Source organism: Collimonas sp. OK307 (assembly GCF_900113705.1).
Classification (GTDB): domain Bacteria; phylum Pseudomonadota; class Gammaproteobacteria; order Burkholderiales; family Burkholderiaceae_D; genus Collimonas.
This window is the reverse complement of the sequence record NZ_FOQI01000006.1, coordinates 19,061-43,074: the sequence shown is the minus strand read 5'-3', so window position 1 is coordinate 43,074 and position 24,014 is coordinate 19,061. Positions and strand designations below refer to the sequence as shown.

Annotated in this window: 22 protein-coding genes; 20 read left to right on the top strand and 2 right to left on the bottom strand. The window is 56.6% G+C overall.

Annotated elements, in window-relative coordinates:
- Position 1 precedes the first annotated feature (1 nt).
- A complete protein-coding gene (gene pgm, locus BM205_RS09810) occupies positions 2-1,675 on the top strand; it encodes a phosphoglucomutase (alpha-D-glucose-1,6-bisphosphate-dependent) (protein ID WP_092414321.1) in 1,674 nt (557 codons plus the stop codon).
- A complete protein-coding gene (locus tag BM205_RS09805; protein WP_092414320.1) occupies positions 1,672-2,982 on the top strand; it encodes a glucoamylase family protein in 1,311 nt (436 codons plus the stop codon). The genes pgm and BM205_RS09805 overlap by 4 nt, the downstream gene beginning before the upstream one ends.
- Here BM205_RS09805 and tkt read toward each other — a convergent pair.
- Complete coding sequence (tkt, locus tag BM205_RS09800; RefSeq protein WP_092414319.1) at positions 2,968-5,043, bottom strand: transketolase; 2,076 nt, start codon at positions 5,041-5,043, stop codon at positions 2,968-2,970. The two genes, BM205_RS09805 and tkt, sit on opposite strands and share 15 nt — an antisense overlap.
- 546 nt (positions 5,044-5,589) lie before the next feature.
- Between tkt and BM205_RS09795 the strand changes: the two genes are divergently transcribed.
- From BM205_RS09795 to BM205_RS09745, 11 genes are all read left to right on the top strand, one after another.
- Positions 5,590-6,627, top strand: a complete 1,038-nt coding sequence (locus BM205_RS09795; RefSeq protein ID WP_175511226.1) for a cupin-like domain-containing protein — start codon at positions 5,590-5,592, stop codon at positions 6,625-6,627.
- A gap of 482 nt (positions 6,628-7,109) precedes the next feature.
- A complete protein-coding gene (locus tag BM205_RS24435) occupies positions 7,110-8,693 on the top strand; it encodes a carbohydrate-binding protein (RefSeq protein WP_139227232.1) in 1,584 nt (527 codons plus the stop codon).
- A gap of 150 nt (positions 8,694-8,843) precedes the next feature.
- The gene (locus BM205_RS09785; protein WP_092414318.1) at positions 8,844-9,602 is read left to right on the top strand and encodes an MHYT domain-containing protein; all 759 of its coding nucleotides are present in this window, start codon (positions 8,844-8,846) and stop codon (positions 9,600-9,602) included.
- Between the two features lie 292 nt (positions 9,603-9,894).
- Positions 9,895-11,346 (top strand): ABC transporter substrate-binding protein, encoded by a 1,452-nt coding sequence (locus BM205_RS09780; RefSeq protein WP_371326479.1) that lies wholly within the window; start codon positions 9,895-9,897, stop codon positions 11,344-11,346.
- A 30-nt stretch (positions 11,347-11,376) separates the two neighbouring features.
- Entirely contained in the window at positions 11,377-12,324 is a 948-nt protein-coding gene (locus BM205_RS09775; protein ID WP_092414316.1) for an ABC transporter permease, read from the top strand.
- The gene (locus tag BM205_RS09770; protein ID WP_092414315.1) at positions 12,321-13,217 is read left to right on the top strand and encodes an ABC transporter permease; all 897 of its coding nucleotides are present in this window, start codon (positions 12,321-12,323) and stop codon (positions 13,215-13,217) included. Before BM205_RS09775 ends, BM205_RS09770 begins: the two co-directional genes overlap by 4 nt.
- Before the next feature lie 47 nt (positions 13,218-13,264).
- Complete coding sequence (locus BM205_RS09765; RefSeq protein WP_092414314.1) at positions 13,265-14,236, top strand: ABC transporter ATP-binding protein; 972 nt, start codon at positions 13,265-13,267, stop codon at positions 14,234-14,236.
- An 18-nt stretch (positions 14,237-14,254) separates the two neighbouring features.
- Entirely contained in the window at positions 14,255-15,217 is a 963-nt protein-coding gene (locus BM205_RS09760) for an ABC transporter ATP-binding protein (protein WP_092414313.1), read from the top strand.
- 8 nt (positions 15,218-15,225) lie between these two features.
- The gene (locus BM205_RS09755; protein WP_092414312.1) at positions 15,226-16,836 is read left to right on the top strand and encodes a gamma-glutamyltransferase family protein; all 1,611 of its coding nucleotides are present in this window, start codon (positions 15,226-15,228) and stop codon (positions 16,834-16,836) included.
- Between the two features lie 31 nt (positions 16,837-16,867).
- Entirely contained in the window at positions 16,868-17,656 is a 789-nt protein-coding gene (locus tag BM205_RS09750; protein WP_092414491.1) for a GntR family transcriptional regulator, read from the top strand.
- Positions 17,657-17,934: 278 nt separating this feature from the next.
- Complete coding sequence (locus BM205_RS09745; protein ID WP_092414311.1) at positions 17,935-18,795, top strand: hypothetical protein; 861 nt, start codon at positions 17,935-17,937, stop codon at positions 18,793-18,795.
- Positions 18,796-18,864: 69 nt separating this feature from the next.
- Here the strand turns inward: BM205_RS09745 and BM205_RS23990 are convergent, their stop codons facing one another.
- Positions 18,865-19,242, bottom strand: coding sequence for a hypothetical protein (locus BM205_RS23990; RefSeq protein ID WP_139227231.1), 378 nt, complete (start codon positions 19,240-19,242; stop codon positions 18,865-18,867).
- 399 nt (positions 19,243-19,641) lie between these two features.
- Between BM205_RS23990 and BM205_RS24260 the strand changes: the two genes are divergently transcribed.
- From BM205_RS24260 to BM205_RS09715, 7 genes are all read left to right on the top strand, one after another.
- On the top strand, positions 19,642-19,788 hold the full coding sequence (locus BM205_RS24260; protein ID WP_175511225.1) for a hypothetical protein: 147 nt from the start codon (positions 19,642-19,644) through the stop codon (positions 19,786-19,788).
- Positions 19,789-19,859: 71 nt separating this feature from the next.
- The gene (locus BM205_RS09740; protein ID WP_092414310.1) at positions 19,860-20,444 is read left to right on the top strand and encodes an A24 family peptidase; all 585 of its coding nucleotides are present in this window, start codon (positions 19,860-19,862) and stop codon (positions 20,442-20,444) included.
- Between the two features lie 30 nt (positions 20,445-20,474).
- Positions 20,475-21,314, top strand: a complete 840-nt coding sequence (cpaB, locus tag BM205_RS09735; RefSeq protein ID WP_092414309.1) for a Flp pilus assembly protein CpaB — start codon at positions 20,475-20,477, stop codon at positions 21,312-21,314.
- 26 nt (positions 21,315-21,340) lie between these two features.
- Positions 21,341-22,972: a type II and III secretion system protein family protein gene (locus BM205_RS09730; RefSeq protein ID WP_254783831.1), complete on the top strand. Its 1,632-nt coding sequence runs from the start codon at positions 21,341-21,343 to the stop codon at positions 22,970-22,972.
- A gap of 11 nt (positions 22,973-22,983) precedes the next feature.
- Complete coding sequence (locus BM205_RS09725; RefSeq protein ID WP_092414308.1) at positions 22,984-23,256, top strand: hypothetical protein; 273 nt, start codon at positions 22,984-22,986, stop codon at positions 23,254-23,256.
- A gap of 164 nt (positions 23,257-23,420) precedes the next feature.
- Positions 23,421-23,627: a Flp family type IVb pilin gene (locus BM205_RS09720; RefSeq protein WP_092414307.1), complete on the top strand. Its 207-nt coding sequence runs from the start codon at positions 23,421-23,423 to the stop codon at positions 23,625-23,627.
- A gap of 119 nt (positions 23,628-23,746) precedes the next feature.
- Positions 23,747-23,953 carry a Flp family type IVb pilin gene (locus tag BM205_RS09715; RefSeq protein WP_092414306.1) on the top strand — a complete coding sequence of 69 codons (207 nt, stop codon included), beginning with the start codon at positions 23,747-23,749 and terminating at the stop codon, positions 23,951-23,953.
- Positions 23,954-24,014 lie beyond the last annotated feature (61 nt).

Here is a 24,014-nt window from a genome sequence, read left to right as displayed (position 1 = left end):
GATGAAAATAAACCCCCTGGCCGGAAAACCGGCGCCATTGGCATTATTGGTCGATGTGCCGAGGCTGGTCTCAGCGTATTACACGAATGTCCCGGATCCGGAAATTCCCGAACAGCGCGTCGCCTTCGGTACTTCCGGGCATCGCGGGTCGTCCTTCGCGCATAGCTTTAACGAGGCGCATGTTCTCGCTATCACGCAAGCCATTTGCGCTTATCGTAGTAAACAGGGTATTAACGGCCCGCTGTTCCTAGGCATCGATACCCATGCGCTGTCAGTTCCTGCTTGCGCCAGCGCGCTTGAGGTATTGGCCGCCAACGGTGTAGATGTGATGCTGGCGGAGGGCGACGAATACACGCCCACGCCGGCGATTTCGCACGCTATCCTCAGATACAACAAGGGCCGTAGCACCGGTTTTGCCGACGGTATCGTGATAACTCCCTCGCACAATCCACCGGAAGACGGCGGCTTCAAGTACAACCCGCCGAACGGCGGCGCGGCAGATACCGATGTCACAGGCTGGATCGAGGCTGCAGCTAATGTCTATCTGAAAAATGCTCTCAAGGATGTCAAAAGAATGCCGGTGGAGAAGGCGCTGCGCCTTGCCACCACACATCGCTACGACTATCTCAACACCTATGTGAACGAGCTTGACCAGGTGATCGATATGGCGGCAATCCGCGGCGCCGGGATTCATCTCGGCGTTGATCCGCTGGGCGGCGCCGGCGCGCATTACTGGGAACGGATTGGTGAGCGTTACGGGTTGAACCTGACCGTGGTCAGCGACGAAGTCGATCCGACTTTCCGTTTCATGACAGTCGATTGGGATGGCCGGATTCGGATGGATCCGTCGTCGTCCTACGCCATGCAGCGCCTGCTTGGAATGAAGGATCGTTACGATATTGCGTTTGCCTGCGATACCGATCATGACCGCCACGGCATCGTCACAAAAAGTGCGGGGCTGCTGCCGGCTAACCATTACCTGGCGGTTGCCGTCGACTATCTGTTCCAGCACCGGACCTTATGGTCGAAGGATGCCAACGTCGGCAAGACGGTTGTCAGCAGCCAGATCATCGACCGCATCAGCACCAGGCTGAATCGCAAGCTATATGAGGTGCCGGCCGGTTTCAAGTGGTTCGCCGGCGGCTTGAGCGATGGCTCACTCGGTTTTGGTGGCGAAGAGAGTGCCGGCGCCACTTTTCTGCGGCTTGACGGTTCGGTCTGGACTACCGACAAGGATGGCCTGGCGCCAGCCTTGCTGGCGGCGGAGATCACTGCACGCAGCGGCCGGGATCCCGGTGAGGTTTACCGCAAACTGGCGGCTGAACTGGGTGATCCTGTAAGCACCAGGGTTGAGGCCAGCGCTACGCCGGCGCAGAAAAAAATGCTGTCGGCATTATCGCCGCAACAAGTGCAGCGCGATGAGCTGGCGGGCGAAAAAATCCAGCATATCCTTACCACGGCTCCGGGTAACCAGGCTCCGATAGGGGGCTTGAAGGTGGTCACGGAAAGTGGCTGGTTTGCTGCGCGGCCGTCAGGTACGGAGGATATCTACAAGATCTACGCGGAGAGCTTTCAAGGCGAGGATCATTTGCAGCGTATCGTGAAGGAAGCGCAATCGATTGTCGACGCCGCTCTGGCAGGCGGCTCGCAATCTTCGGATGTAACAAAAACATGAACCGCAAAGCGCTGACGGCAGCAGTCGAACTGGACATGCTGCAGCGCGAATCATTCAGTTATTTCATGCACGAGACCAATCGCTCTAATGGTCTGGTGATCGACAAAACGGCGCTTGGCTGGCCTGCCAGCATTGCTGCCGTGGGGCTGGCGCTTGCGGCGTACCCGGTTGGGATAGAACGTGGTTTCATCACGCGCGAGGCCGCGCACAAGAGGGTGCTGAGGACCCTGCAATTTTTCTGGAACAGCCAGCAAGGACCGGAACCCGACGCCACCGGCTATCGGGGTTTTTACTATCATTTTCTGAATATGAAAACCGGCCGCCGAGCCTGGCAATGCGAGCTGTCGACGATCGATACTACTTTTTTCGTGGCCGGAGCTCTGACGGCCGGCAGCTATTTCGACGACCCGGTTAATGCCGACGAAGGAGAAATCCGCAGACTGGCCGAAGCGCTTTATCTGCGCGTCGACTGGCCATGGGCGCAGAATGGCGGTCAGGCGGTGTCCATGGGATGGAAGCCAGAGTCCGGGTTTTTGCCTAACCGCTGGGATGGTTACGACGAGGCGCTGTTGTTGTACGTCCTCGGGCTGGGTTCGCCAACCCATCCCTTGCCTGCAGATAGCTATGGCGACTGGACTTCGGCCTATCAGTGGCAGGATAACTACGGTTACGATTACTTCTATTCCGGCTCCATGTTCACGCATCAGCTGTCGCACATCTGGGTGGATTTCCGCGGCATACAAGACAGCCCCATGCGCAGCAAAGGCATTGATTATTTCGAAAACAGCCGTCGCGCCACGCTGGTCCAGCAGCAATATGCGATCGCCAATCCCGGTGGCTTTGCCGGTTACGGCGAGTATTGTTGGGGCATTACCGCTAGCGACGGCCCCGGTCCGGCGACGCTCGATGTCAACGGTGTCCAACGTGAATTTTTTGACTACGTGGCACGCGGCGTACCGCACGGCCCCGATGACGGCACCATTGCGCCGTGGGTAGTGGTGGCTTCGCTGCCGTTTGCGCCGGAAATCGTATTGCCGACCATCGATTATTTTGTGCATCAGGTCGGCCTGAAAACCGGCAATCCTTACGGTTTCAAGGCGACGTTCAATCCGAGCTTCCCCTGTAACTGTTCCAACCCTTACGGTTGGGTATCGCCCTGGCATTTCGGCATCGACCAGGGGCCGATGATTCTCATGATCGAGAACTATCGCAGCGAGATGCTGTGGCGGCTGATGCGGAATTGCCCTTATATCAAAAACGGTTTGCAGCGCGCCGGTTTCACCGGCGGCTGGTTAGGAGCGCAATAACGCCAGAGCATGCTGGCACACGTTGTCGACGGTAAAACCATACTCGCGCATCACAACTTCACCCGCAGCCGAGGCGCCAAAATGATCTATCGCCAGCACGTCGCCGTGATCGCCGACATAGCGATGCCAGCCTTGCGCGACGCCAGCTTCCACCGCCAGTCTTGCGCCGATTGCCGGCGGTAGCACCGTGTCGCGATATGCCTGTGGCTGTTCATCGAACAGTTCCCAGCTCGGCATCGAGACAATCCGCACCTGGATGTTTTGCGCCAGCAGTTGCAGCCGCGCAGCCACGATCAGCCCGACTTCCGAACCGCTTGCAATCAGAATCAGATCCGGTTTGCCGTCAGGCGCATCGGTCAGGATATAAGCGCCACGTTGCAATTCTTCGGCCGCTGCAAATTGACTGCGGTCCAGGGTCGGAACATTCTGCCGTGTCAGCACCAGCGCCACCGGCCGTTCATGCGATTGCACCGCTACCCGCCAGGCAACCGCGGTTTCGTTGGCGTCTGCCGGACGCAGCACGAGCAGATTGGGCAGCGCCCGCAAGCTGGCAAGTTGTTCTACCGGTTGATGGGTGCCGCCGTCTTCGCCCAGCGCGATGCTGTCATGGGTAAACACATAGATCACCTGCAAGCCCATGAGCGCGGCAAGGCGGATGGCCGGCCGCATGTAATCCGAAAAAACCAGGAAGGTAGCGCCGAACGGCAGCGCGCCGCCATGGGCCGCCATGCCGTTGATAATCGCGCCCATGGCAAGTTCGCGTACGCCAAAGTGCAGGTTGCGGCCGGCATAACTCCAGCCGCCGCCGTCAGAACCTTGCCTGTCACCTGCAATGATGTCGGCGGGTTCGAAATCCCCCGTGCCTTTCAATGCGGTATAAGTAGAAGGATCAAGGTCTGCCGAGCCGCCGATTAGTGCCGGCAGAAGCGCGGCGATAGCGTTCATGACCTTGCCCGATGCGACCCGTGTCGCCATGCCTTTGGCATCTGCCGGGAATTGCGGGATATCTGCATCCCAGCCGGCTGGCAAAGCTGCCGCTCCGCCTTGCATGAGCTGTTGCAGTTCCAGCGCAAGCTGGGGAAATTGTTGTTGGTAGACGGAGAATTTCGCATGCCAGGCCGATTCCGACTTTTCCCCCAGTTGACCGGCTTCGAGGAAATGAGCAGCAGCGGCCTCGGGAATATAAAACCAGGGCTGCTCCGGCCAGCCAAGCCTCTGTTTTGTCAAGCGCAACTCTTCGACGCCAAGCGGCGAACCATGTGCTTCGAAATTATCTTGCTTGTTGGGCGAGCCATACCCAAGATGAGTGCGTACCAGTATCAGCGAGGGCCGTCCGGTCTCGCCGCGCGCGGCGTCCAGCGCACGTGCTATCGATGCCAGGTTGTTACCGTCTTCTACTATTTGCGTGTGCCAGCCATAAGCATCGAAACGACGTGCCCGATCTTCGGTAAACGTAATGTCGGTGCCGGCGGAGAGAGTGACCCGGTTGTCGTCGTACAGGTAAATCAACTTACCTAGCTGCAGATGGCCAGCCAGCGATGCGGCTTCCGAGGCGATACCTTCCATCAGGTCGCCGTCGCTCACTATGCCGTACGTAAAATGATTGACGACATCCAGGTCGCCGCGATTGTAGCGAGCGGCCAGATTCGCTTCCGCCATCGCCATGCCGACGCCGTTGGCAAAGCCCTGGCCGAGCGGACCGGTGGTGACTTCGACGCCAGGTGTCAAGCCCCGTTCGGGATGGCCCGGCGTGCGGCTGCCCCACTGGCGGAATTGCTGGAGCTGCGTGAGCGGCAGGTCGTAACCGGTGAGATGCAACAGACTGTACAGCAAAGCGGAACCATGGCCCGCCGACAGTACAAAACGATCGCGGTCGAACCAATGGGGATTGGCCGGATGATACTTGAGAAACTGCGTCCACAGAACATACGCCATCGGCGCCGCGCCGAGCGGCAACCCCGGATGGCCGCTGTTGGCTTGCTGGACAGCGTCGACCGACAGGAAGCGTAGGGTATTGACGCACAATTCGTCGAGTGCAGAGGTGGAAAGCGTTGAGCTCATTCGGCAACTCCTTGAATTCGATGGGGGGATCTGGAGATCGTCTGGGGTAGTCCGACACAACGCAAACGCAACACACGATCAAAGAACGATAGCATTCTTTGCGGCGCTTTTCGCCGGTTTAATGTAACTGGCAGTAATACAGGAATTGAAGAATTGAGGAATTTGGTGCTGGTATGTTTCCCGACCGCCAGCCCCGGTAGTCCGATATTTACACTTACGTCTCCCGATGAAATTGGTTGTAATGCAATCTCGTCGTCAAAGCAGGCGCAGCGTACTTATCGCTAGGCTTGAACCGCCAGGCTTCGGAGGCCTGGCAGGGAAGATGGGATAACTTTAGCCAACTACGGTGCATTTATCTGTTCGCTAAGCCACATAGAAAAAGTTTATTTTTTACGGGGCGTTGCCGCTGCCGACTACAATAAAAACCACTTGCAATTTCATCCGTATTATCCCAATGTTGCACTCTGCTGCCGGAAGGCAATATCAGTAAGAGCGTGAGCGTAAATATCAATTGGCGTGCGGGATCGGGAACTACGGAGACAATTCATGGGGCAGGCTGAGCACAGTGCAAGCATCATCAATGACGACTGGCGCCGCTGGATCGGTGAAAATATAGCGCTCGAAGCGAATCCGCAAGACTTGTTCAACGTCCTGGTTTCCAAGGGAGTGACGCCGGACGAAGCAACGCGTGAAATGCAGGCTGCGCTGGCCAATCCTTACTTGCTAGGCGCACGCCAGGCAGGTCAGCGCATCAAGAACCGTTTGAAGAAGCATGACTGGGTTCTCGATATCTACCGTACCCTGAATCGGCAGACGCCTGACAGCGCCGTGATTGAACGCAGCCATCAATTATCGGGTGACGAGTTCTATCGCCAATATTATCTATTGAATAAGCCGGTGATCATCACCGGCATGCTGGACGCGTGGCCGGCGATGACGAAGTGGAATTTCAATTTCTTCCGCGAGCATTTCGGCGAGCGTGAAGTTGAAGTGCAGATGGGGCGTTCGCAAGATGCCAACTATGAAATCAACTCCACCCTGCATAAGCGCAAGATGCCATTGGCCAGCTACCTGGAAATGATCGATGGCGCGCAGGAGAGCAACGATTTCTACATGACGGCCAACAATTCCTCAGCTAATCGCCAGGCTCTGGCAGGATTGTGGCAAGACATCGGGCGTCTGCCTGAATACCTGAATCCGGATTCGCAGGACGACGGTTTTCTCTGGCTGGGTCCGAAAGGCACGCGCACCCCGTTTCACCATGACCTGACCAATAACTTCATGGCGCAGGTCATCGGCCGCAAGCGTATCAAGCTGATCCCCGCATGCGAGGTAGCGTATGTCTACAACCACCATCATTGCTATACGCCGATCGACGGTTATGCCATCGACTATGATCGTTTCCCGCTGATGCGCAATGTGCAGGTGCTTGAATGCGAACTGGCGCCGGGCGAGCTGCTGTTTCTGCCGGTCGGCTGCTGGCACTATGTGGAAGGGTTGGAGGCCAGCGTAACCGTGTCGTTGATTAACTTCCGGCCGGACAACAATTTCAGCACGATCTATTCGACCTATAACGAGCTGTAACCCTTCGGCACAGCCTGCGCCGGCAGGCATTTCGGCAAAGATGATTTTTGCATATCTAAGACCACATGACGACCTTTGCCAAAGTGGTATGGCATCGCTGGCGTCGGCATTTTTCCTTGAACTGTCGCGAGCGTTGATTTCCCCTTGCCGGAGAGAGAGGAAACGACAGTTTCAGATAGGTTTTTATTGCCTTGCAGAATTTAATTTCAGTTGAAATTTTCTTTTCGATTTTAAAAACCATAGAATTTTCCAAGTTTAAATTTCAACTGTTTTTCAAGTGGTATTGGCTTCCCGGTAAATTTTTTAAACCACTTGACGTTCATTTTTGCGGACTCCATTCTCAGCCCAGCTGTGAGTTTAAAAACATATAACAGACTCAGCTTAGGGAGTGCGCAGGTGCATGTCGGATTTGCGGATAACTGACTCCGCATATCCCGGCTCGCTTCTCGCACATCATCATTTGATATGAGGAGAAGTGACGCATGAGAACAAATTTACGTATCACCTTGCTCGCGGGGCTGATCAGCAGCATGCTGGCAGGCTGCAGCGACGGTGGTTCGCAAGACACTACCGCAGGCGCCAGCCAGAAGCAGATTTCCGCCAGCGCAAAATCCAGCGTGCCGGTTTGCGCCGCCGCGTGGGATACCACCGTGGCCTACAATACCGGCAATATTGCCAGCTACAGTAGTGTGAATTACACGGCAAACTGGTGGACGCAAGGGGCGAATCCATCCACCAACAATGGCGTCACCGGCAGCGGACAACCGTGGACTTCCGGCGGTGCCTGTACGCCAACTCCCACGCCGACACCGACTCCTACACCGACGCCCACTCCAACGCCCACCCCAACACCGACTCCAACGCCTACTCCGACTCCGACTCCCGGTTGCGTGGTCTGGGCCGATGGCGGTTCTTACACGGTCGGTGAAGTAGTCAGCTATAACGGTTCGCCATATACGGCATTGGTCACTCAAACCGATTATGCAGGCGCGGGCTGGAATCCAGCCGCATCGCCGACCTTATGGACAGCCGGAGGCTCTTGCGGTACGCCGACACCAACTCCGACACCAACTCCGACACCTACGCCGACACCTACGCCGACACCTACGCCAACGCCAACGCCGACTCCGACTCCGACTCCGACTCCAACACCAACACCAACGCCAGGTTTTGTGTTCAGTCCATACAAGGACGTCACGGCCGATGCCAACTGGAACACAGGCGGCATGCAAAGCACGGCAACCGGCACGTCGCTGCCGGTCACCAGCGCCATGCCGTCGCATAACACCGTACTCACCTGGGCGTTTGCAACAGCCGGTTGCGGTTCCGAAAATTGGGGAGGTATCTCACCAGCGATGATTGCCACCAACGTGCAGTCCTTCGTTGCTGCCGGCAAGAAGTACATCGTTTCCACCGGCGGTTCTGCCGGCGCATTCACCTGTACATCCGACGCCGGCTTCAACACCTTTATCAATACCTACAACTCCGCCAACCTGATCGGCGTCGATTTTGATATCGAAGACGGCCAAAGCCAATCCGACATCAACAATCTGGTAGCACGTGTCCAGGCCGCCCAGATCAAGTATCCTAACCTGCGCTTCAGCTTCACCATTGCTACCAATGCGACTAGCCAGAGCGGCTCATCGGTTGCGGTAGATATGGGAGCGGCTTCGCCCAACCCGTTGGGTGCGATGGGGATCGCAGTCATGCAAGCGATTCAATCGGCCGGCCTTAAAAACTATTACGTCAACCTGATGACGATGGACTATGGCTCGACCACTGTCGGCAACTGCGTGGTAAGCGGCGGCGCTTGCCAAATGGGGCAGTCGGCAATCCAGGCGGCGATGGACTTCCACGGCTATTACAAGGTTCCGTATAGCCAAATCGAGCTGACGCCTATGATTGGTGCAAACGACACTCCCGGCGAGACTTTCACCATCGCCGACACCGACACCTTGTCGGCGTGGGTCAAAGCGAACGGGATCGCCGGTTTGCATCATTGGTCGTTCGACCGTGACACCGGCATGACCTACACCAACCGGTTCATCAGCGATCTCGGACTTTGATTTATCGGTAGGTAACCTGGTAAAAAGCCGGCTCTTGCGAGCCGGCTTTTTTCGATGCATTCGGCATCGTGTTTGCCAGGAGGCGAAGCTATTTCGCCATTGTAGAGAGAGGGATTGTCATTTGTTTTTTAAAAAAACGGGAGGTGTGCAATGGAACCAGTATTGGGTCAGTTGTTAGTGCCGAAATATTCCTTGGCGTTGGTTTTGCTGTCTTACTTCATTTCCTTTCTTGGCTCACTGCTCGCTTTGCAATGTGCCAAATGGATGTTCCGGATAAACGGTAGCCTGGATTGGGAGTTGGCGTTATGCGCTGCGATCGCACTTGGAGGCATCGGTATCTGGTCCATGCATTTTATTGGCATGCAGGCATATCGCCTGGCAGTACCGATTACTTATGATTTGCTGCTGACCGTCATATCGCTCATTGCCGCGATAGCGATTTCCGGGATTGCGCTTTATCTGGCCGGGAAGGGCGGAAAATTCACGCTGTCGGGTTGGCTTGCGGGCAGTTTGCTGGCGGGGGTGGGCGTATGCGTGATGCATTACATGGGCATGTACGCAATGCATCAAAGTGCAATCATGTCGCTGGACCCAGCCACTGTCGGTATCTCCGTGGGCATCGCGATCGTTGCAGCGGCGGCAGCGTTATGGCTGGCGTTCAACCTGACTAAATTGTCACATCGGATCGTCGCCGCCGTTGTCATGGGGGTGGCGGTGTGCAGCATGCACTATGTCGGCATGAGTGCCGCCAGCATGATCTGCAGCGCCGACCTGCCGGCAAGCATGTGGCAGATCAGCGGCGACGATCTTGGCATCTGGGTCTTTGGCGTGGCTTCGGCCGTGCTGCTGTATATATTCTGGGTGGTATCCGGGCACAGCATCGATCAGGCCAAGCTGCAAGCCGGTTAATAATATGTGCGGGCGATGCACTCGCATCGCCCGTTTTCCTTCCTGGCGTCACGAAAATAGTGCGTTCGCCATCCTGAGCTAAGTCATCCATCAAGTCATCTGCCATGGTCCGCGCCTCGGCACGTTTTTGGCACGCTCATTGGCGCAGCATTGGCACAATTAATGCTTGTCTACTTTCTTGTATACATCAATGTAGACTTGCGACATCATATGATCGTCGCGCCGCATCGTCTCCCATAACAAAGGATGAAGAATGAACAAGCGTTTGCCGTTACAGATCGTATCCGCATTGATGATGACCGCAGCCGGCTGTTCCGCCATGGCGATGACCATCAATATTTCACTCGACAACGATCCCGGCAAACTCGATCCGAGCCAGTCGTCAATGATCGCCGAGCGCATGGTGTACCAGAGTATTTTCGACAAATTGCTGGATCTGGATGAGAGCGGCAAGATCGTGCCGATGCTGGCCGAACGCTGGACTGTCTCGGACGACCAGAAGACCTATACGCTGTTCCTGCGCAAGGGCGTCAAATTCCAGGACGGCACGCCATTCGACGCCAAGGCGGTTGAATTCAATCTGCTGCGCGCCCAGGAAAAGAATTCGCTGCGTAGAAACGATCTCAAGTACATCAAGCAAATCACGGTGGTTGACGCGGCCACCTTGAAGATCGAGTTGTCGACCCCGTTTGCGCCTTTCCTGTCGATCCTGACCGATCGCGCCGGCATGATTTCTTCACCTGCGGCGATCAGGAAATTCGGTGACGACTATGTCAACAACCCGGTCGGCACCGGCCCTTTCATTTACAAGGGGCGCCTGAAAGGTGCGAGCCTGACGCTCGACAAGAATCCCGATTATTGGCAAGCCGGCCTGCCCAAGGCGGATCAGGTGGTGTACAAAATCATGAACGACGTCAATGTGGCGTTCAACAACCTGCGCAGCGGCCAGGTCGACATCACCAATCGCTTTCCCTACAAGGAGTTGAGCAATCTTTCCGGAGCCGCCAGGTACAGCGTGATCAACCAGCCATCGCTGGGTTTTCGCGGTTTTTATTTCAATACCGCGAAACCTCCCTTCGACAAGCCGGAAGTGCGGCAAGCGGTGGATATCCTGATCGACCGCGCCGCGATTGCCAAGGTAGTTTACAACGGCGCCGTCTCGCCTGGCCATTCGCCGTTCAGCAAGGTGCAATTTGCACACGGCGCCGACGATGCACCACCCAAGGTAGATCTGGCGCGCGCCAAGGCTTTGCTGAAAGCGGCCGGCAAGGAAAGCGGTTTTGCTTTCCACCTGATCTTGCCGACTACGCCGGAAGATCTGCAGGTCGGCCAGATGGTGCAAGGCATGCTGCGTCCGGCCGGTATTAACGTAACGCTTGAAAAAGCCGAACTGGCAGCCCAGATCGAGGTCGGCAAGGCCGGCAACTATGAAGCGTTGATGGTGGGGTGGAGCGGCCGTCCCGATCCGGATCAGAATATCTACGATTTCGTAGTCACTAACGGTTCGCTGAATTATTCCAGGTACGGCAGCCCCGAGCTCGATACGCTGTTGCAGCAAGCACGTATTGAAAACGACATCGCCAAGCGCAAAAGTTCCTACGACCAGGCAATGCAAATCCTGCTCAAGCAAGTGCCCTATGTTTACCTGAATCACGACAATGTGCTATTCGGTATTTCGCAGGCGGTGAAAGGTTTCAGGTTCATTCCCGACGGCGTGATCCGCACAGCAACGCTGGCAAAGTAGATACAGATACGCCTGCCGGCTCACCAGACCATGCCTAAACTGCTGAAACGCATCTTGCTCGTGCTGCCAACCTTGCTGCTGGTCAGCATCGTCATATTTTCCTTGCTGGCGATACTGCCGGGCGATCCCGTCACGGCTATCCTCGGCCAGGAAGCTACGCCCGAAGCCGCCCTGGCCTTGCGCGCGCAACTCGGCCTCGACGACCCGCTCTACGTGCAGTATTTCCATTGGCTGTGGGCGGCGCTGCATGGTGATCTTGGGCGTTCTTTTGTCGATCACACGCCAGTCGCCGATGCGTTGCTGCAACGGCTGCCGGTAACGATCGAGCTAGCGCTGGGCAGCTTTGCCATCGCGGTGCTGATAGCGATACCGGCCGGCATACTGGCGGCAGCCCGGCCGCGCAGCATCGCCAATTACTTCAGTACCCTAGGGGCTCTGTTCGGCATGTCGGTGCCGCATTTCTGGCTGGGCATGATGTTCATCGTGCTGTTTGCCGTCAAGCTGGGCTGGTTGCCGGCTTCGGGTTATGTGCCGTTCAGCGAAGACTGGCGCGGTAACCTGCTGGCGATGCTGATGCCGATGCTGGCAACCGGTCTGCGCGAATCGGCAATCCTGATGCGCATGGTGCGCAGCAGCTTGCTGGAAGTGCTGAACGAAGACTATATCCGCACCGCCTTTTCCAAAGGCTTGAAAGACTGGCAAGTAGTGATCGGCCATGCCTTGCGCAATGCCATGATACCGGTGGTGACCGCCAGCGGCTTGATGGTGTCCGGCATGCTGGGCGGGCTGGTAATCACTGAAAGCATTTTCGGTATTCCCGGCATGGGCAAGATGATTGTCGATGCGATCTTCCAGCGTGACTACGTCACCGTCCAGGCCGGCGTGCTGGCTGCCGCGCTGATGGTGGTGATCGTCAATCTGGCGGTGGATCTGCTGTACGGCATGATCGATCCGCGCATCGCCAGGGAGTACGCATGAGCCGCCCGTTACCGGTAACAGCGGCAGTTGTCGCCGAAACACTGCCGCAACGCCAACGCTGGCTCGGCCTGCGTCGTTTCGCGGGCAATCGCATGGCGGTGATTGGCGCACTGATCATCGCGCTGCTGATACTGGTGGCTTTGCTGGCGCCGCTGCTGGCGCCGCACGATCCGGTTTTCGATCAGGATTACAGCAACATCCTGGCCGGGCCGAGCGCCGCGCACTGGATGGGTACCGACGATCTGGGCCGCGACATTTTTTCCCGCATGGTGTTCGGTGCACGCATTTCGCTGCAGGCGGCGCTGATTGCGGTCGGCCTGGCATTTTGCGTAGGCGTGCCGATCGGCATCGCCAGCGGGTATTTCCGCGGTTTCTGGGATGAATGGGTAGTGATGCGGATTGTCGACGCACTGCAAGCTTTTCCGTCGCTGATCCTGGCGCTGGCATTATCCGCGGCGCTGGGTGGCGGTTTCTACAACGCGATGGTAGCGGTCGGCATCGGCTTTGCGCCGGCGTTTATCCGGCTAGCGCGCGGCCAGGCCATGACCATCCGCAATCTCGACTACGTGATGGCGGCACGCTCGGTGGGCGCAGGCCACTTGCGCATCATGTGGCGTTACGTACTGCCGAACGCGATGGCGCCGCTGGTGATCCAGGCTACCCTGGCGATGGGGTCGGCGATCATTGCCGAAGCCGGCTTGTCATACCTGGGGCTGGGAGCGCGGCCGGAAGACCCGAGCTGGGGTTCGATGCTGCATATCGCCCAAGGCTACCTGAATAGCAATCCGACGTTGGCCTTGTGGCCGGGGATCGCGATTTTTGCCGTGGTGCTGGGTTTTAATTTCCTAGGCGACGGCATTCGCGAAGTATTTGATCCAAAACTGAAGCGCTGAAATGCCGAACGCTGAACTGTAACCGACAAACGCCAGAAAGATGAACCATGCTGGAAGTGAGTAATCTTAAGGTCGAATTTATCAGCCACGGCAAAAGCATTGCGCCGGTGGATGGTGTTTCATTCGAAGTCGGCGCCAACCAGACCGTCGGCTTGCTGGGCGAATCCGGCTGCGGCAAGAGCGTAACGGCGTTGTCGATATTGCGTCTGTTCCCGTTGGCCAGCAAGGCCAGGCTGAGTGGCGCCGTGCGCTATGACGGACGTGATTTGCTGACGGTAGACGAGGCCGGCATGCGGGCGATACGCGGCAAGCAGATCGCCATGATTTTCCAGGAGCCGATGACTTCGCTCAATCCGTTGCACAAGATCGGAGCACAGCTGGGTGAAATGCTGCGTGTCCATAGCACTTTTTCTTCACGCCAGATTGACCACAAGGTGCTGGCGATGTTGCAACGGGTCGGTTTGTCGCGGGTCGAGCAACTGGTCGATGAATATCCGCACAGCCTGTCGGGGGGCATGCGGCAGCGAGTGATGATCGCCATGGCTTTGCTGTGCAATCCGGGTCTGTTGATCTGTGACGAGCCGACCACGGCGCTGGATGTCACGATACAGGCGCAGATCCTGGATTTGATGCGCGAACTCAAGCGTGAGCAGGGCACGGCGATTCTGATGATCACCCACGATCTAGGTGTGGTGGCGGAAATGTGCGAACGGGTGGTCGTGATGTATGCGGGGCAGGTGGTGGAGCAGAGCAGCGTGCGCGAGCTGTTCGATGCGCCGGCTCATCCCTACACGCAGGCGTTGATGCGCGCCCGGCCGGCGTTGGCGGCCAAACCGGGGCAGCCGCTGACAGCAATTCCAGGCTCGGTGCCGCCGCCAGGCACTGCCGGCGCCGGTTGCCGCTTTGCCGCGCGCTGTCCGAAAGCAGCAGAATTGTGTCGCAGTACGATGCCGGAATTGACGGCGGTTAGTCTGGATCATCTGGCGCGTTGCTGGTATCCGAACTTAAATTCGAACTGAACTCAAGGTAAAGACGATATGACCAATTCCCATACTTTGTTGAACGTTACCGGACTAAAGAAGCAATTTTCGTCCGGGCGCCGTGGCGCGCCACCGGTCAAGGCTGTCGACGATGTCTCCTTCGATATCGCAGAGGGCGCGACGCTGGGCCTGGTCGGCGAATCCGGTTGCGGCAAGTCGACCACCGGCCGCAGCGTATTGCGGCTGATAGAACCGACCGCAGGCAACATCAATTTCATGGGGCAGGAGCTGACCGGGTTGTCGCCGTCTGCGCTGCGTGCGATGCGGCGCAATATGCAAATGGTGTTCCAGGATCCGTTCGCGTCGCTGAATCCGCGCATGACAATCGGGGAGGTGCTGGAAGAGCCGCTGATCGTGCACGGCCTGTTCGACCGCGCCACCCGCAAGCGCAAAGTGGCCGACATCCTGGATCTGGTTGGCCTGAGCCAACGTTATGCCGACCGGCATCCGCACGAATTTTCGGGCGGCCAGCGGCAACGGGTTGGCATCGCGCGTGCCATCATCACGCGGCCGAAACTGGTGGTCGCCGATGAAGCCGTGTCGGCGCTGGACGTTTCGATCCAGGCGCAGATCCTGAATTTGCTGCAGGATCTGCAAAAAGAGCTGGGGCTGACCTATCTGTTCGTATCGCACGATCTGGCCGTGATCCGTCATGTCAGCGATCGCATCGGCGTCATGTATCTGGGGCGCATGGTCGAATCGGGCAGCTGCGAAAGCGTCTATAACTTTCCGAAGCACCCGTATACCCAAGCCTTGTTGTCGGCGATACCGCGCGAGCATCCGGACCAGGTGCGCGAGCGCATCGTACTGCAGGGAAGTATTCCGAATCCGGCGGCGCCGCCGTCCGGTTGTCATTTTCATCCACGCTGCCCATCTTGCATGGAAATCTGTAAAACCCAGGCGCCGCAGACGACCGCGCTCGCTGCCGGTGAATACGTAAGTTGCCACCTTTATCGATGAGAGAAAACATGTTCACCTTCGACCCCAATCATTATCCCTATGCCTCCCGCCGTAGCGCGGTGTATGCCAAACGTGGCATGGTGGCTACCTCGCAGCCGCTGGCTGCACATGCCGGGCTGACGGTCCTGCAAGCCGGCGGCAACGCCATCGATGCGGCGATCGCTACCGCTGCCGCGCTGACCGTCGTCGAGCCGACCGCCAATGGTATCGGTGGCGATGCCTTTGCACTAATCTGGCACAAGGGCGAACTGCACGGTTTGAACTCCAGCGGAGCTGCACCGCGCGCAATTTCGATCGATAAACTGCATGCGGCCGGGCATCAAAGCATGCCGAAATACGGTGCATTGCCGATCACTGTACCCGGCACGCCAGGTGCATGGGCCGGCATGGCAGAGCGTTTCGGCAAGCTGCCGCTGGAGCGTTCCATGGCCGGTGCCATCGCGCTGGCGCAAGACGGCTATCCGGTATCGCCGATGGTGGCGTTTGCCTGGCAGCAGGCATACAAGTTATTTCAACAGGAGTTCAAGGACGCGCATTTTCAATCCTGGTTCGATACGTTCAATGTGGGCGGCCGGGCGCCGCGCGCCGGTGAGGTCTGGCGGTCGCAGGGACATGCCGATACCTTGCGCGCGATCGCTGCCGACAATGGCGCCAGTTTCTATCGTGGCGCGCTCGCCGGAGAGATTGCTGCCTTTGTACGCTCTGCCGGTGGTTATCTGGATAGTGCCGACCTGGCGGCATACCAGCCGCAGTGGGTAGCGCCGATCAGCAGTAACTACCGCGGTTATGATGTATGGGAAATTCCGCCTAACGGCCATGGCCTTGTCGCTTTGCTGGCCTTGAATATACTGAAAGGCTTCGATTTCAGCGAACGCGATACTTTGCTGACCTGTCACCGTCAGATCGAAGCCATCAAGCTGGCTTATGCGGACGGCCTGGCGCATATCGCCGACAGCGGCCATATGCGGGTCGCGGTCGAGGATCTGCTGTCCGATGCTTATGCCGACGAGCGCCGCCAATTGATAGGCGCCCGCGCGGCGTTGCCTGTGGCTGGACAGCCGTCGCGCGGCGGCACCGTGTATCTGAGCACCGCCGATGATGAAGGCAACATGGTGTCCTTCATCCAAAGCAATTACATGGGCTTCGGGTCCGGGCTGGTGGTGCCGGGAACCGGCATCGCCTTGCATAACCGCGGTAACAATTTCACGCTCGATGCAGCCCATCCGAACTGCCTGGCACCTGGAAAAAGGCCATATCACACGATCATCCCGGGTTTTTTGACCAAGGATGGCAAGGCGGTAGGTCCATTCGGCGTGATGGGCGGCTTCATGCAGCCGCAGGGGCATGTGCAGATGATCATGAACACGGTAGACTTCGGCCTTAATCCGCAATCCTCGCTGGACGCTCCGCGCTGGGAATGGGAGGGCGGTAATAATGTCAGCATCGAGCACACCAGCGCCGAGCACCTGTTTCGCGGTTTGCGCGGCCTCGGACACGAGGCGTCATGGTCAGCCAATCAACTCGGTTTCGGCCGCGGCCAGATTATCTGGCGCGATCAGCACGGCGTGTTATGCGGCGGTACCGAGCCGCGTACGGATGGTTGTGTGGCGGCCTGGTAAATAACGACGCAACAACGCAATGACGGAAATCATGAAAACAATCTCAGGTACCGACCCGCAGGTAATCGCTCCGGTTAGCGACGCCGGTAGCGACTTTGCGCCAAAAGGCGTGTCTTTACCTGACTATGTATACGGTCGTCTGCGCGAAGATATTTTCGACATGCGCCTGTTGCCGGGCGATCAGATTACCGAAACTGAAATCGCCGCCTACTTCAATGTCTCGCGCACCCCGGTGCGCGAAGCGTTGCAGCGCCTGCAGGGCGATGGCTTGATGCAGGGTTATGTACGGGGCGGCTGGGAAGTGGTGCCCATCGATTTCAAGCGCTTTGAAGATTTATACGAATTGCGCAAACTGATCGAAATCCATGCCATCAGCAAGCTGTGCGCGGGACCAGCCAGCGCTATCGATACCGCGTTGATCGAACAGCAAAAGGCGATATGGTGCGTGCCGCCATCTGAACGCTTAAGCGATGGACGCAAGGTAGCGATGCTTGACGAGAAATTCCACCTGGCGCTGGTGCGCGCCGCCGGCAACCTGGAAATGGCCAGTACTTTCGAGCGTTTGACCGACCGCATCCGCATCGTGCGCCGTCTGGATTTCATCTATGGCGATTGTGTACAGTCGACCTATGACGAACATGTCGCGATCCTGGCGCAAATAGGCGCCCATGGCGCCGCCGATGCAGTCAAGCTGATGACTGCACATATCGAAGACGGTCATGTCGACGTCACCCAAATTACCTTGCATCGCCTGCACAGCGCGCGGGCGTCCGCTGGCGCTGAACGCTTGGCGTATGTGCAGGTCAAGGTGATGCGTTAGATCACGGTTACGGAGAGAAGCGATTCACTTATCGTCGGTTTGTTTTTTTTGTTTTGCGACTCCTGCTCCGTGGTCCACTAAGCGGGGTCAGAGTGACTTTCGCAGGCTTTATCGCGAAACTCGACTCTGACCCCACATCACGGTTACGGAGAGAGGCGATTCACTTATCGTCGCTTAGTTCGTGCTGCTCGTCGCATCGTATATTGGTAAAATGAGCGGGGCTCACCTCTCAAAGTGTGTCTTAAGTTAACAACAATAAATCGACAAGAGAAACGAAGATGCCAGAACCGGTTGATCTCACACGTATTTGCCCCCTGATCATGACACCTAGCCATGACGGAAAGTATTTCCAGAACTATGTGACATCGCTATTGAATTTTACTATTCAAGCCGAGCGCTCCGGCATGCCGATGCAGGTTTTCATGCATCAGGGAGAAAGCCTGGTGACGCGCGCGCGTAACAACTGCGTCGCCGAATTTCTCGCCAACCCGCAATGGACGCATTTGTTCTGGATCGACGCCGACATCGGATTTTCCTCCGAAGCCGCATTCCGGTTACTGCGGTCAGGCTACGATATTGCGGCGGGGGTATATCCGCTCAAACGCGAAAACTGGCCTCAGCAAGGCCTGCCGGCAGGAACCACCCAACAGCAATTCGAGGCGGGATATACGCGCTATACGGTCAATGCAAGAATTGTCGATGGCGACAACCAGATCAACCTGGAAGTGCAACCCGACGGCTTCATGCGCATGGAGGAGGCGCCGACCGGCTTCATGGTGATCAAGCGTAGCGTGTTCGAGCGGTTGATCGCCAGCTATCCTGAGCTTAACTATGTACCCGATACCATTGATGTCCCCGACCGCGGGCTGCATTACCGCTTCTTCGATGTCATGCTCGATCCTGTTACACGCCGCTATCTGTCGGAGGACTACGGTTTTTGCCGGCTATGGTCAGGACTTGGCGAGTCGATCTACATCGACGCCAATTCAAATTTGAGCCACCAGGGTTCCAAGTTATATAAGGGGGACTTTGCGAACTCGCTACTTACTTCCTTGCCCTATGCTGTCGGCGGCCCGCTGGGCGCCCGGATGCACCTCACGGGACAGGAATACCTGCAGCCCAATCCGCCTCCACTTTGAGTGAAAGTGAAATTGCTCGCTTAAGATCGTATAGCCGGGGAAGGGACGCTATCGATATGTGAGAAGATTCTAGCCGTCCAGTGGTATCTGCAAAGTGACAAGGCTATTGATGAATCTACTCACATATCGATAGCCATATATGAGGTTGGGATAGATCTTAGCGGGATAATATGACAGGCGTTTGACATTGACGCATAAAAATGTTGCCCCCGTGGCCGTCATCATCGATACGGATACACCAGAGCGGCGAGCGTCGCTAACTAACATCATCGGGGAGGTGTCTGAAATCTCCCGCAATTCGCCGGCGTCAATACCTTGCCGGCTTTGAAATAAAACCCCCGTTCCGCCTCTGGCATCAGGAGCGGAAATCAGCCTTGGCAGGCTGAGGGCAGAAAATGGCTGGCTCTGCACATTCGGCTGCGACAGACGCTGCGTTCTGCCGCGCATCGTCACTCGCTACTAATTCTCAGTCGTAACCAGATCTGGCGGGGCGGGCAGGATGAATCTGTGTGGAAATTATTTTTGAACTTTACAGCAACTTATGCCGGGATGATCCGCCAGCGCGTTTCCCAGTTGCCAGCCAGCATTGATACGCTTTTTCTGCATCATTTAGGTGAGCGGTCACACGGCGTAAGAAATACGTTTCGGATGGATTTCTCCTGACCGTCCTAGTGGATTACTCCTGCCCTCCCTGATCAAAAAAAAGGCGCTCGGTCCTATTCAAATTAGGACTCATCGTTCATGCCCCCGCTTTTCCTCCTGCCTATACTCCATTCAACAATACAAACATTGCCGCTTAGTTGAGGCAAGTCGAGCCAATCATGAAAAATCATTCAGGAGAAACCTATGCGATTTTCCAAGGATCTGTCGCATGTCGCCCGGTATTTCCTGATGGAAGATACTGGCGCGTCGCTAATAGAGTTTGCGCTGGTAGGCGCACTTATCGTCGTGGTTTGTTTGCTGATGCTGCTGGCGCTGGTCAAGGAAGTATAAGAAATCACGTCGATTTCAAGTTGCAGAGATTTTCCGGGTACATGTCTTATCACTGAGCACAGAGACTGATCATGCAAGAATTTTACGCGCTACTTCAACTCCTCGGCATGCTGGTGAAAGATCCACGCATATGCGTGCTCTTCATCCTGCTCATTATTGCCGCGGTGAGTGATTGCCGCACCTACAAGATACCTAACTGGCTGACCGCGAGCGGCACGCTGTTCGGCCTGATCTACAGCACGGCGGCGGCGGCCTCGCTGCCGGCGGGATTGCTATGGGGGTTCGAGGGCATGCTGTTGGGCTTTTGTATGATGTTGCCGCTCTATGCAATCAAGGCGATGGGGGCGGGAGATGTAAAGCTTATGGCGATGGTCGGGGCGTTCCTTGGCGTGCCGTACATCGTGTTTGCAGTCATCGCCACTTTTATTGCAGGCGGCCTGGTTGCATTGGGATTCGCGTTGTTTAACAAAGCGTTGGGGCGCATCTTCACCAACGTAAAAAATATCGTGCAAACCATGGTGTTCTCTGCGGCCGGAGGCATCAAGCCAGACGTGAGTTTGGAAGCAAGCAAATCGGTAGGAAAAATGCCATACGGCGTCAGCATTGGAATTGGCACGTTTGGTTATGTGGTGGCGAATCAACTGGGTTATTTGTAGACGACAAGTCAGACCTGACAGGGACCGGATATGAAAAACATCAAAGCACTTGGATTGCTGTTACTGGCAGCGGCGATCGGTCTCGGAGCCGCGGTCTATGCGGCGGGATGGGTATCGCAGCAAGGGAACATCGCATCCAACAAGGTCGTGGTAGCCGTGACCGATATCGAACTGGGCAGCAAGATCAATCCACAAATGCTGTCGACCATCGACTGGCCCAGCGGTTCGGTGCCAGCGGGCGCATTCAAGGAAATCAAGGACGTGCAGGATCGGGTGGTGAAAGTCGGCGTGCTACGCGGCGAAGCCATTCTCGAAGGCAAGCTGGCGCCGGTCGGTACGCAAGGCGGTCTTTCGGCTGTGATTGCGGAGGGCAAGCGCGCAATGACTGTGCGCGTCAATGACGTGGTCGGCGTAGCCGGATTCGCACTCCCCGGCAATTATGTCGACGTCGTGGTGAATGCGCAGCAGGACAAGGGCAACGGCGAAGAGAGCAAGCAGATCAGCAAGACCGTCCTGGAACATGTGCTGGTGTTGGCGGTAGCACAGGAGTCGGGCCGGGACGATACCAAGCCCAAGGTGGTCAGTGCCGTGACACTGGAGTTGTCGCTGGAAGACGCGGAGAAACTTGATCTTGCTCGCAGTGTCGGTACATTGTCGCTGGTGCTGCGCAACCAGGTGGATCAGAAGACGGTAGACACCGCAGGCATTACCAAGAGCCAGTTGTTTGGAGAGCACGTAGAAAAAGAAGTGTTACCGACCAAGGTTGCGGCGGCCAAGCCCAGGATAGCGCGCAGCAGGCCAGCGGTAGCTTCAGCCTCGGAATGCGTCGAGGTCATTCAGAACGGCAGCCGGGCACTTAACTGTTTTTAACTAAAACAATCTAGGGAGCAGTTCAAGTGAATAACAACTACAAAAATGCGATTTTCTTCGCTGCGTTGACTGTGACAGGTGGCGCTTTCGCGGCAACCGCGCCTTTTGCAACTCACGCCCCAGGCTCCTCAGGTTTGAAACCTTGCGGATCCGTAACGGTCGATCCTGTAACTTATGTCACTCTCGGCAAATCGAGTGTCATCAGGTTGGATGAACCCGCGGCGCGCATGCTGATTGGCGGTCAATCGTCGAGCCGGGCAGGCAAGCCTCCTGCAACGACCGACAAGAACGCACCGGCAGCACCGGGGAATGCGCCGCCAGCGCCGGCACAGGCAGGTTCCGATGGCGTGGCAGACGTAGAAATTACGCTGCTCAGTCCTACAGAACTGTTCTTTCTAGGGAGGAAGACCGGATCCATGAATGTGGTCTTGCAGGGTGCGAATGGGCGCTGCGTCATCAAGGACATCATCGTCACCGTCGATCCGGGCAGCCTGCAAGCCAAGATAACCGAATTGATGCCTGAAGAAACCGGGATTAAAGTGCGGGGAGCAGAAAACGCACTGGTGCTGACCGGCAAAGTCACTGACGCCGTCAAGCTCGACGAAGCGATGAGCCTGGCCACTGCTTATGGTGATGGCAAGAAGGTGGTCAACATGCTCCGCATCATGACCCCGCAACAGGTGATGCTGGAAGTGAAAATTGCCGAGGTCAGCAAGACGCTGCTCGACAAACTTGGGGCGAGTGTCAATCTGACCCGCGCCAGCAACGGCGGCAGCAATAGCTTCTCCTTGCTGTCCAGTTTCTTGAGCAACGGCGGTGGCTTGCTGCAGGCGTTGAAGATCGGCAGGACCGCGGTAAACCTGGATGGGCAGAAGAATGATGGACTGGTGCGGGTGTTGGCTGAACCGAACATCATGGCTATCAGCGGTCAGCAAGCCAGCTTCCTGTCGGGGGGAAAGATTTTCATTCCGGTCTCGCAAACCAACAACAATGGCGTACCGACGATCACGCTGGAAGAAAAGGAGTTCGGCATCGGCGTGAAGTTCATGCCGACCGTGCTGGACGGCACCCGGATCAACTTGAAGATGGTGTCGGAAGTGTCGGACCTGTCGCAGGTCGGCTCGCCGTTCACCACTGTCGGTGGCGTCACTGCAGTGCTGCCATCGCTGACTGTACGCCGGGCAGACACCACAGTGCAACTCAACGATGGCCAAAGTTTCGCCATTGCCGGCCTGATCAAGAACAACGTCACTGAGTCCATGAAGCGATTTCCTGGTTTAGGCGAAGTGCCGGTCCTGGGTGCGCTGTTCAGGAGTTCAGAGTTCCAGACCGATCAGACGGAACTGCTATTCGTGATTACGCCGCACCTGGTGAAGCCGCTGGCGGAAGTACCTGTGCTGCCGACGGATAACCATGTCGTACCTAGTCGTGGTGAAGTGTATTTCAACGGCAGCCTGGAAGGCTCCGCTCCGGCACAGGCTCCTGCCCCTGCCGCAGCACCGGTCCCAGCCGCACAAGCAACACCAGTTCCTGCCCCTGCGGCAGCTCCAGTTCCAGCCGCTGTCGCAGCACCAGTTCCAGTCGCTGTTGCAACACCAGTTCCAGCCGCAGAAATCGAAGTCGGTTCTGTTGCCGCCGCCGCTCCTGAAATCAAATAAAAGGAAAGTCCATGAACAAGCTCGCAATCGCACTGTTGCTCGTCCTGACGGCGGGCTGCTCGACGGTGACTCCCAACTACGACACCAGGTTCGGCGACGCCGTGCGCGAAGCCAAACTCAAGATGACCATTAATCCTGACGCCGGAAAGAATCCGGATCAGGTGGCAGGCATGGATGGCAAAGCAGGCAGGGAAGCCATCATTCTTTATCAAGGCACTTTCAGGTCGCCGCCGCCAGCGGTCAATGTTATCAATATTGGAGGCAGTCTAGGCGGCGCCCAATAACGTCAAATTGATGCATCAGCGATTTTAATGATCAAGGCAACAGGATAAGTTGTCAGTGGAAAAGGTGGCATTTGTTCTTTTTAGTTCAGTAGCAGAAGTAAGTAATACCGATGCAGCATCAAAGCCATAAATTTTGATTCACAACTACTCTCGAGAGGTAAAAAATGAACACCATTCTCAATGCTACCAAGCATTCTATCCGCTCCTTTGCGAAAGACGAAGAAGGCGCTCAAGTTGTCGAGTACGCGCTGATCATCGCTGTCGTGTCGATTGCGCTGGTTTTGGCACTCAAGGGATTAACGACTGGCACCACATTCAGCACTTTTATCAGCCGTGTTAACAATTGCCTTTCCACATCAAATTGCTCTTAAGGGACGGCAGCAGAAATCGATGGTGGCGCCGCGGCCGCTAACGGTCGCGCGACCACCGCTCTGAATATGGCGGTTCAAGGTCAAGTTAAATCACCAGAATTCAGTCGTGCCGCTACTAAATGAATATTGACGCAGCAAAGGAAAATATCATGTTCGCTCAGTTGCTCAAGGAGGAAGAAGGCGCTCAAGTTGTCGAATATGCGCTGATCATCGCTGTCGTGTCGATTGCACTGGTTCTTGCATTGCAGGGGCTTGGCACCGGTGGCTACTTCACAAATTTTATTGCTCGCGTAGCCAACTGCCTGACGACAGCGGCATGCAGTTGATTTTGTTATTTAACCAGGTATTCGAAAAAATTACTTTATAACCATTCTAAAAAAGGCATCA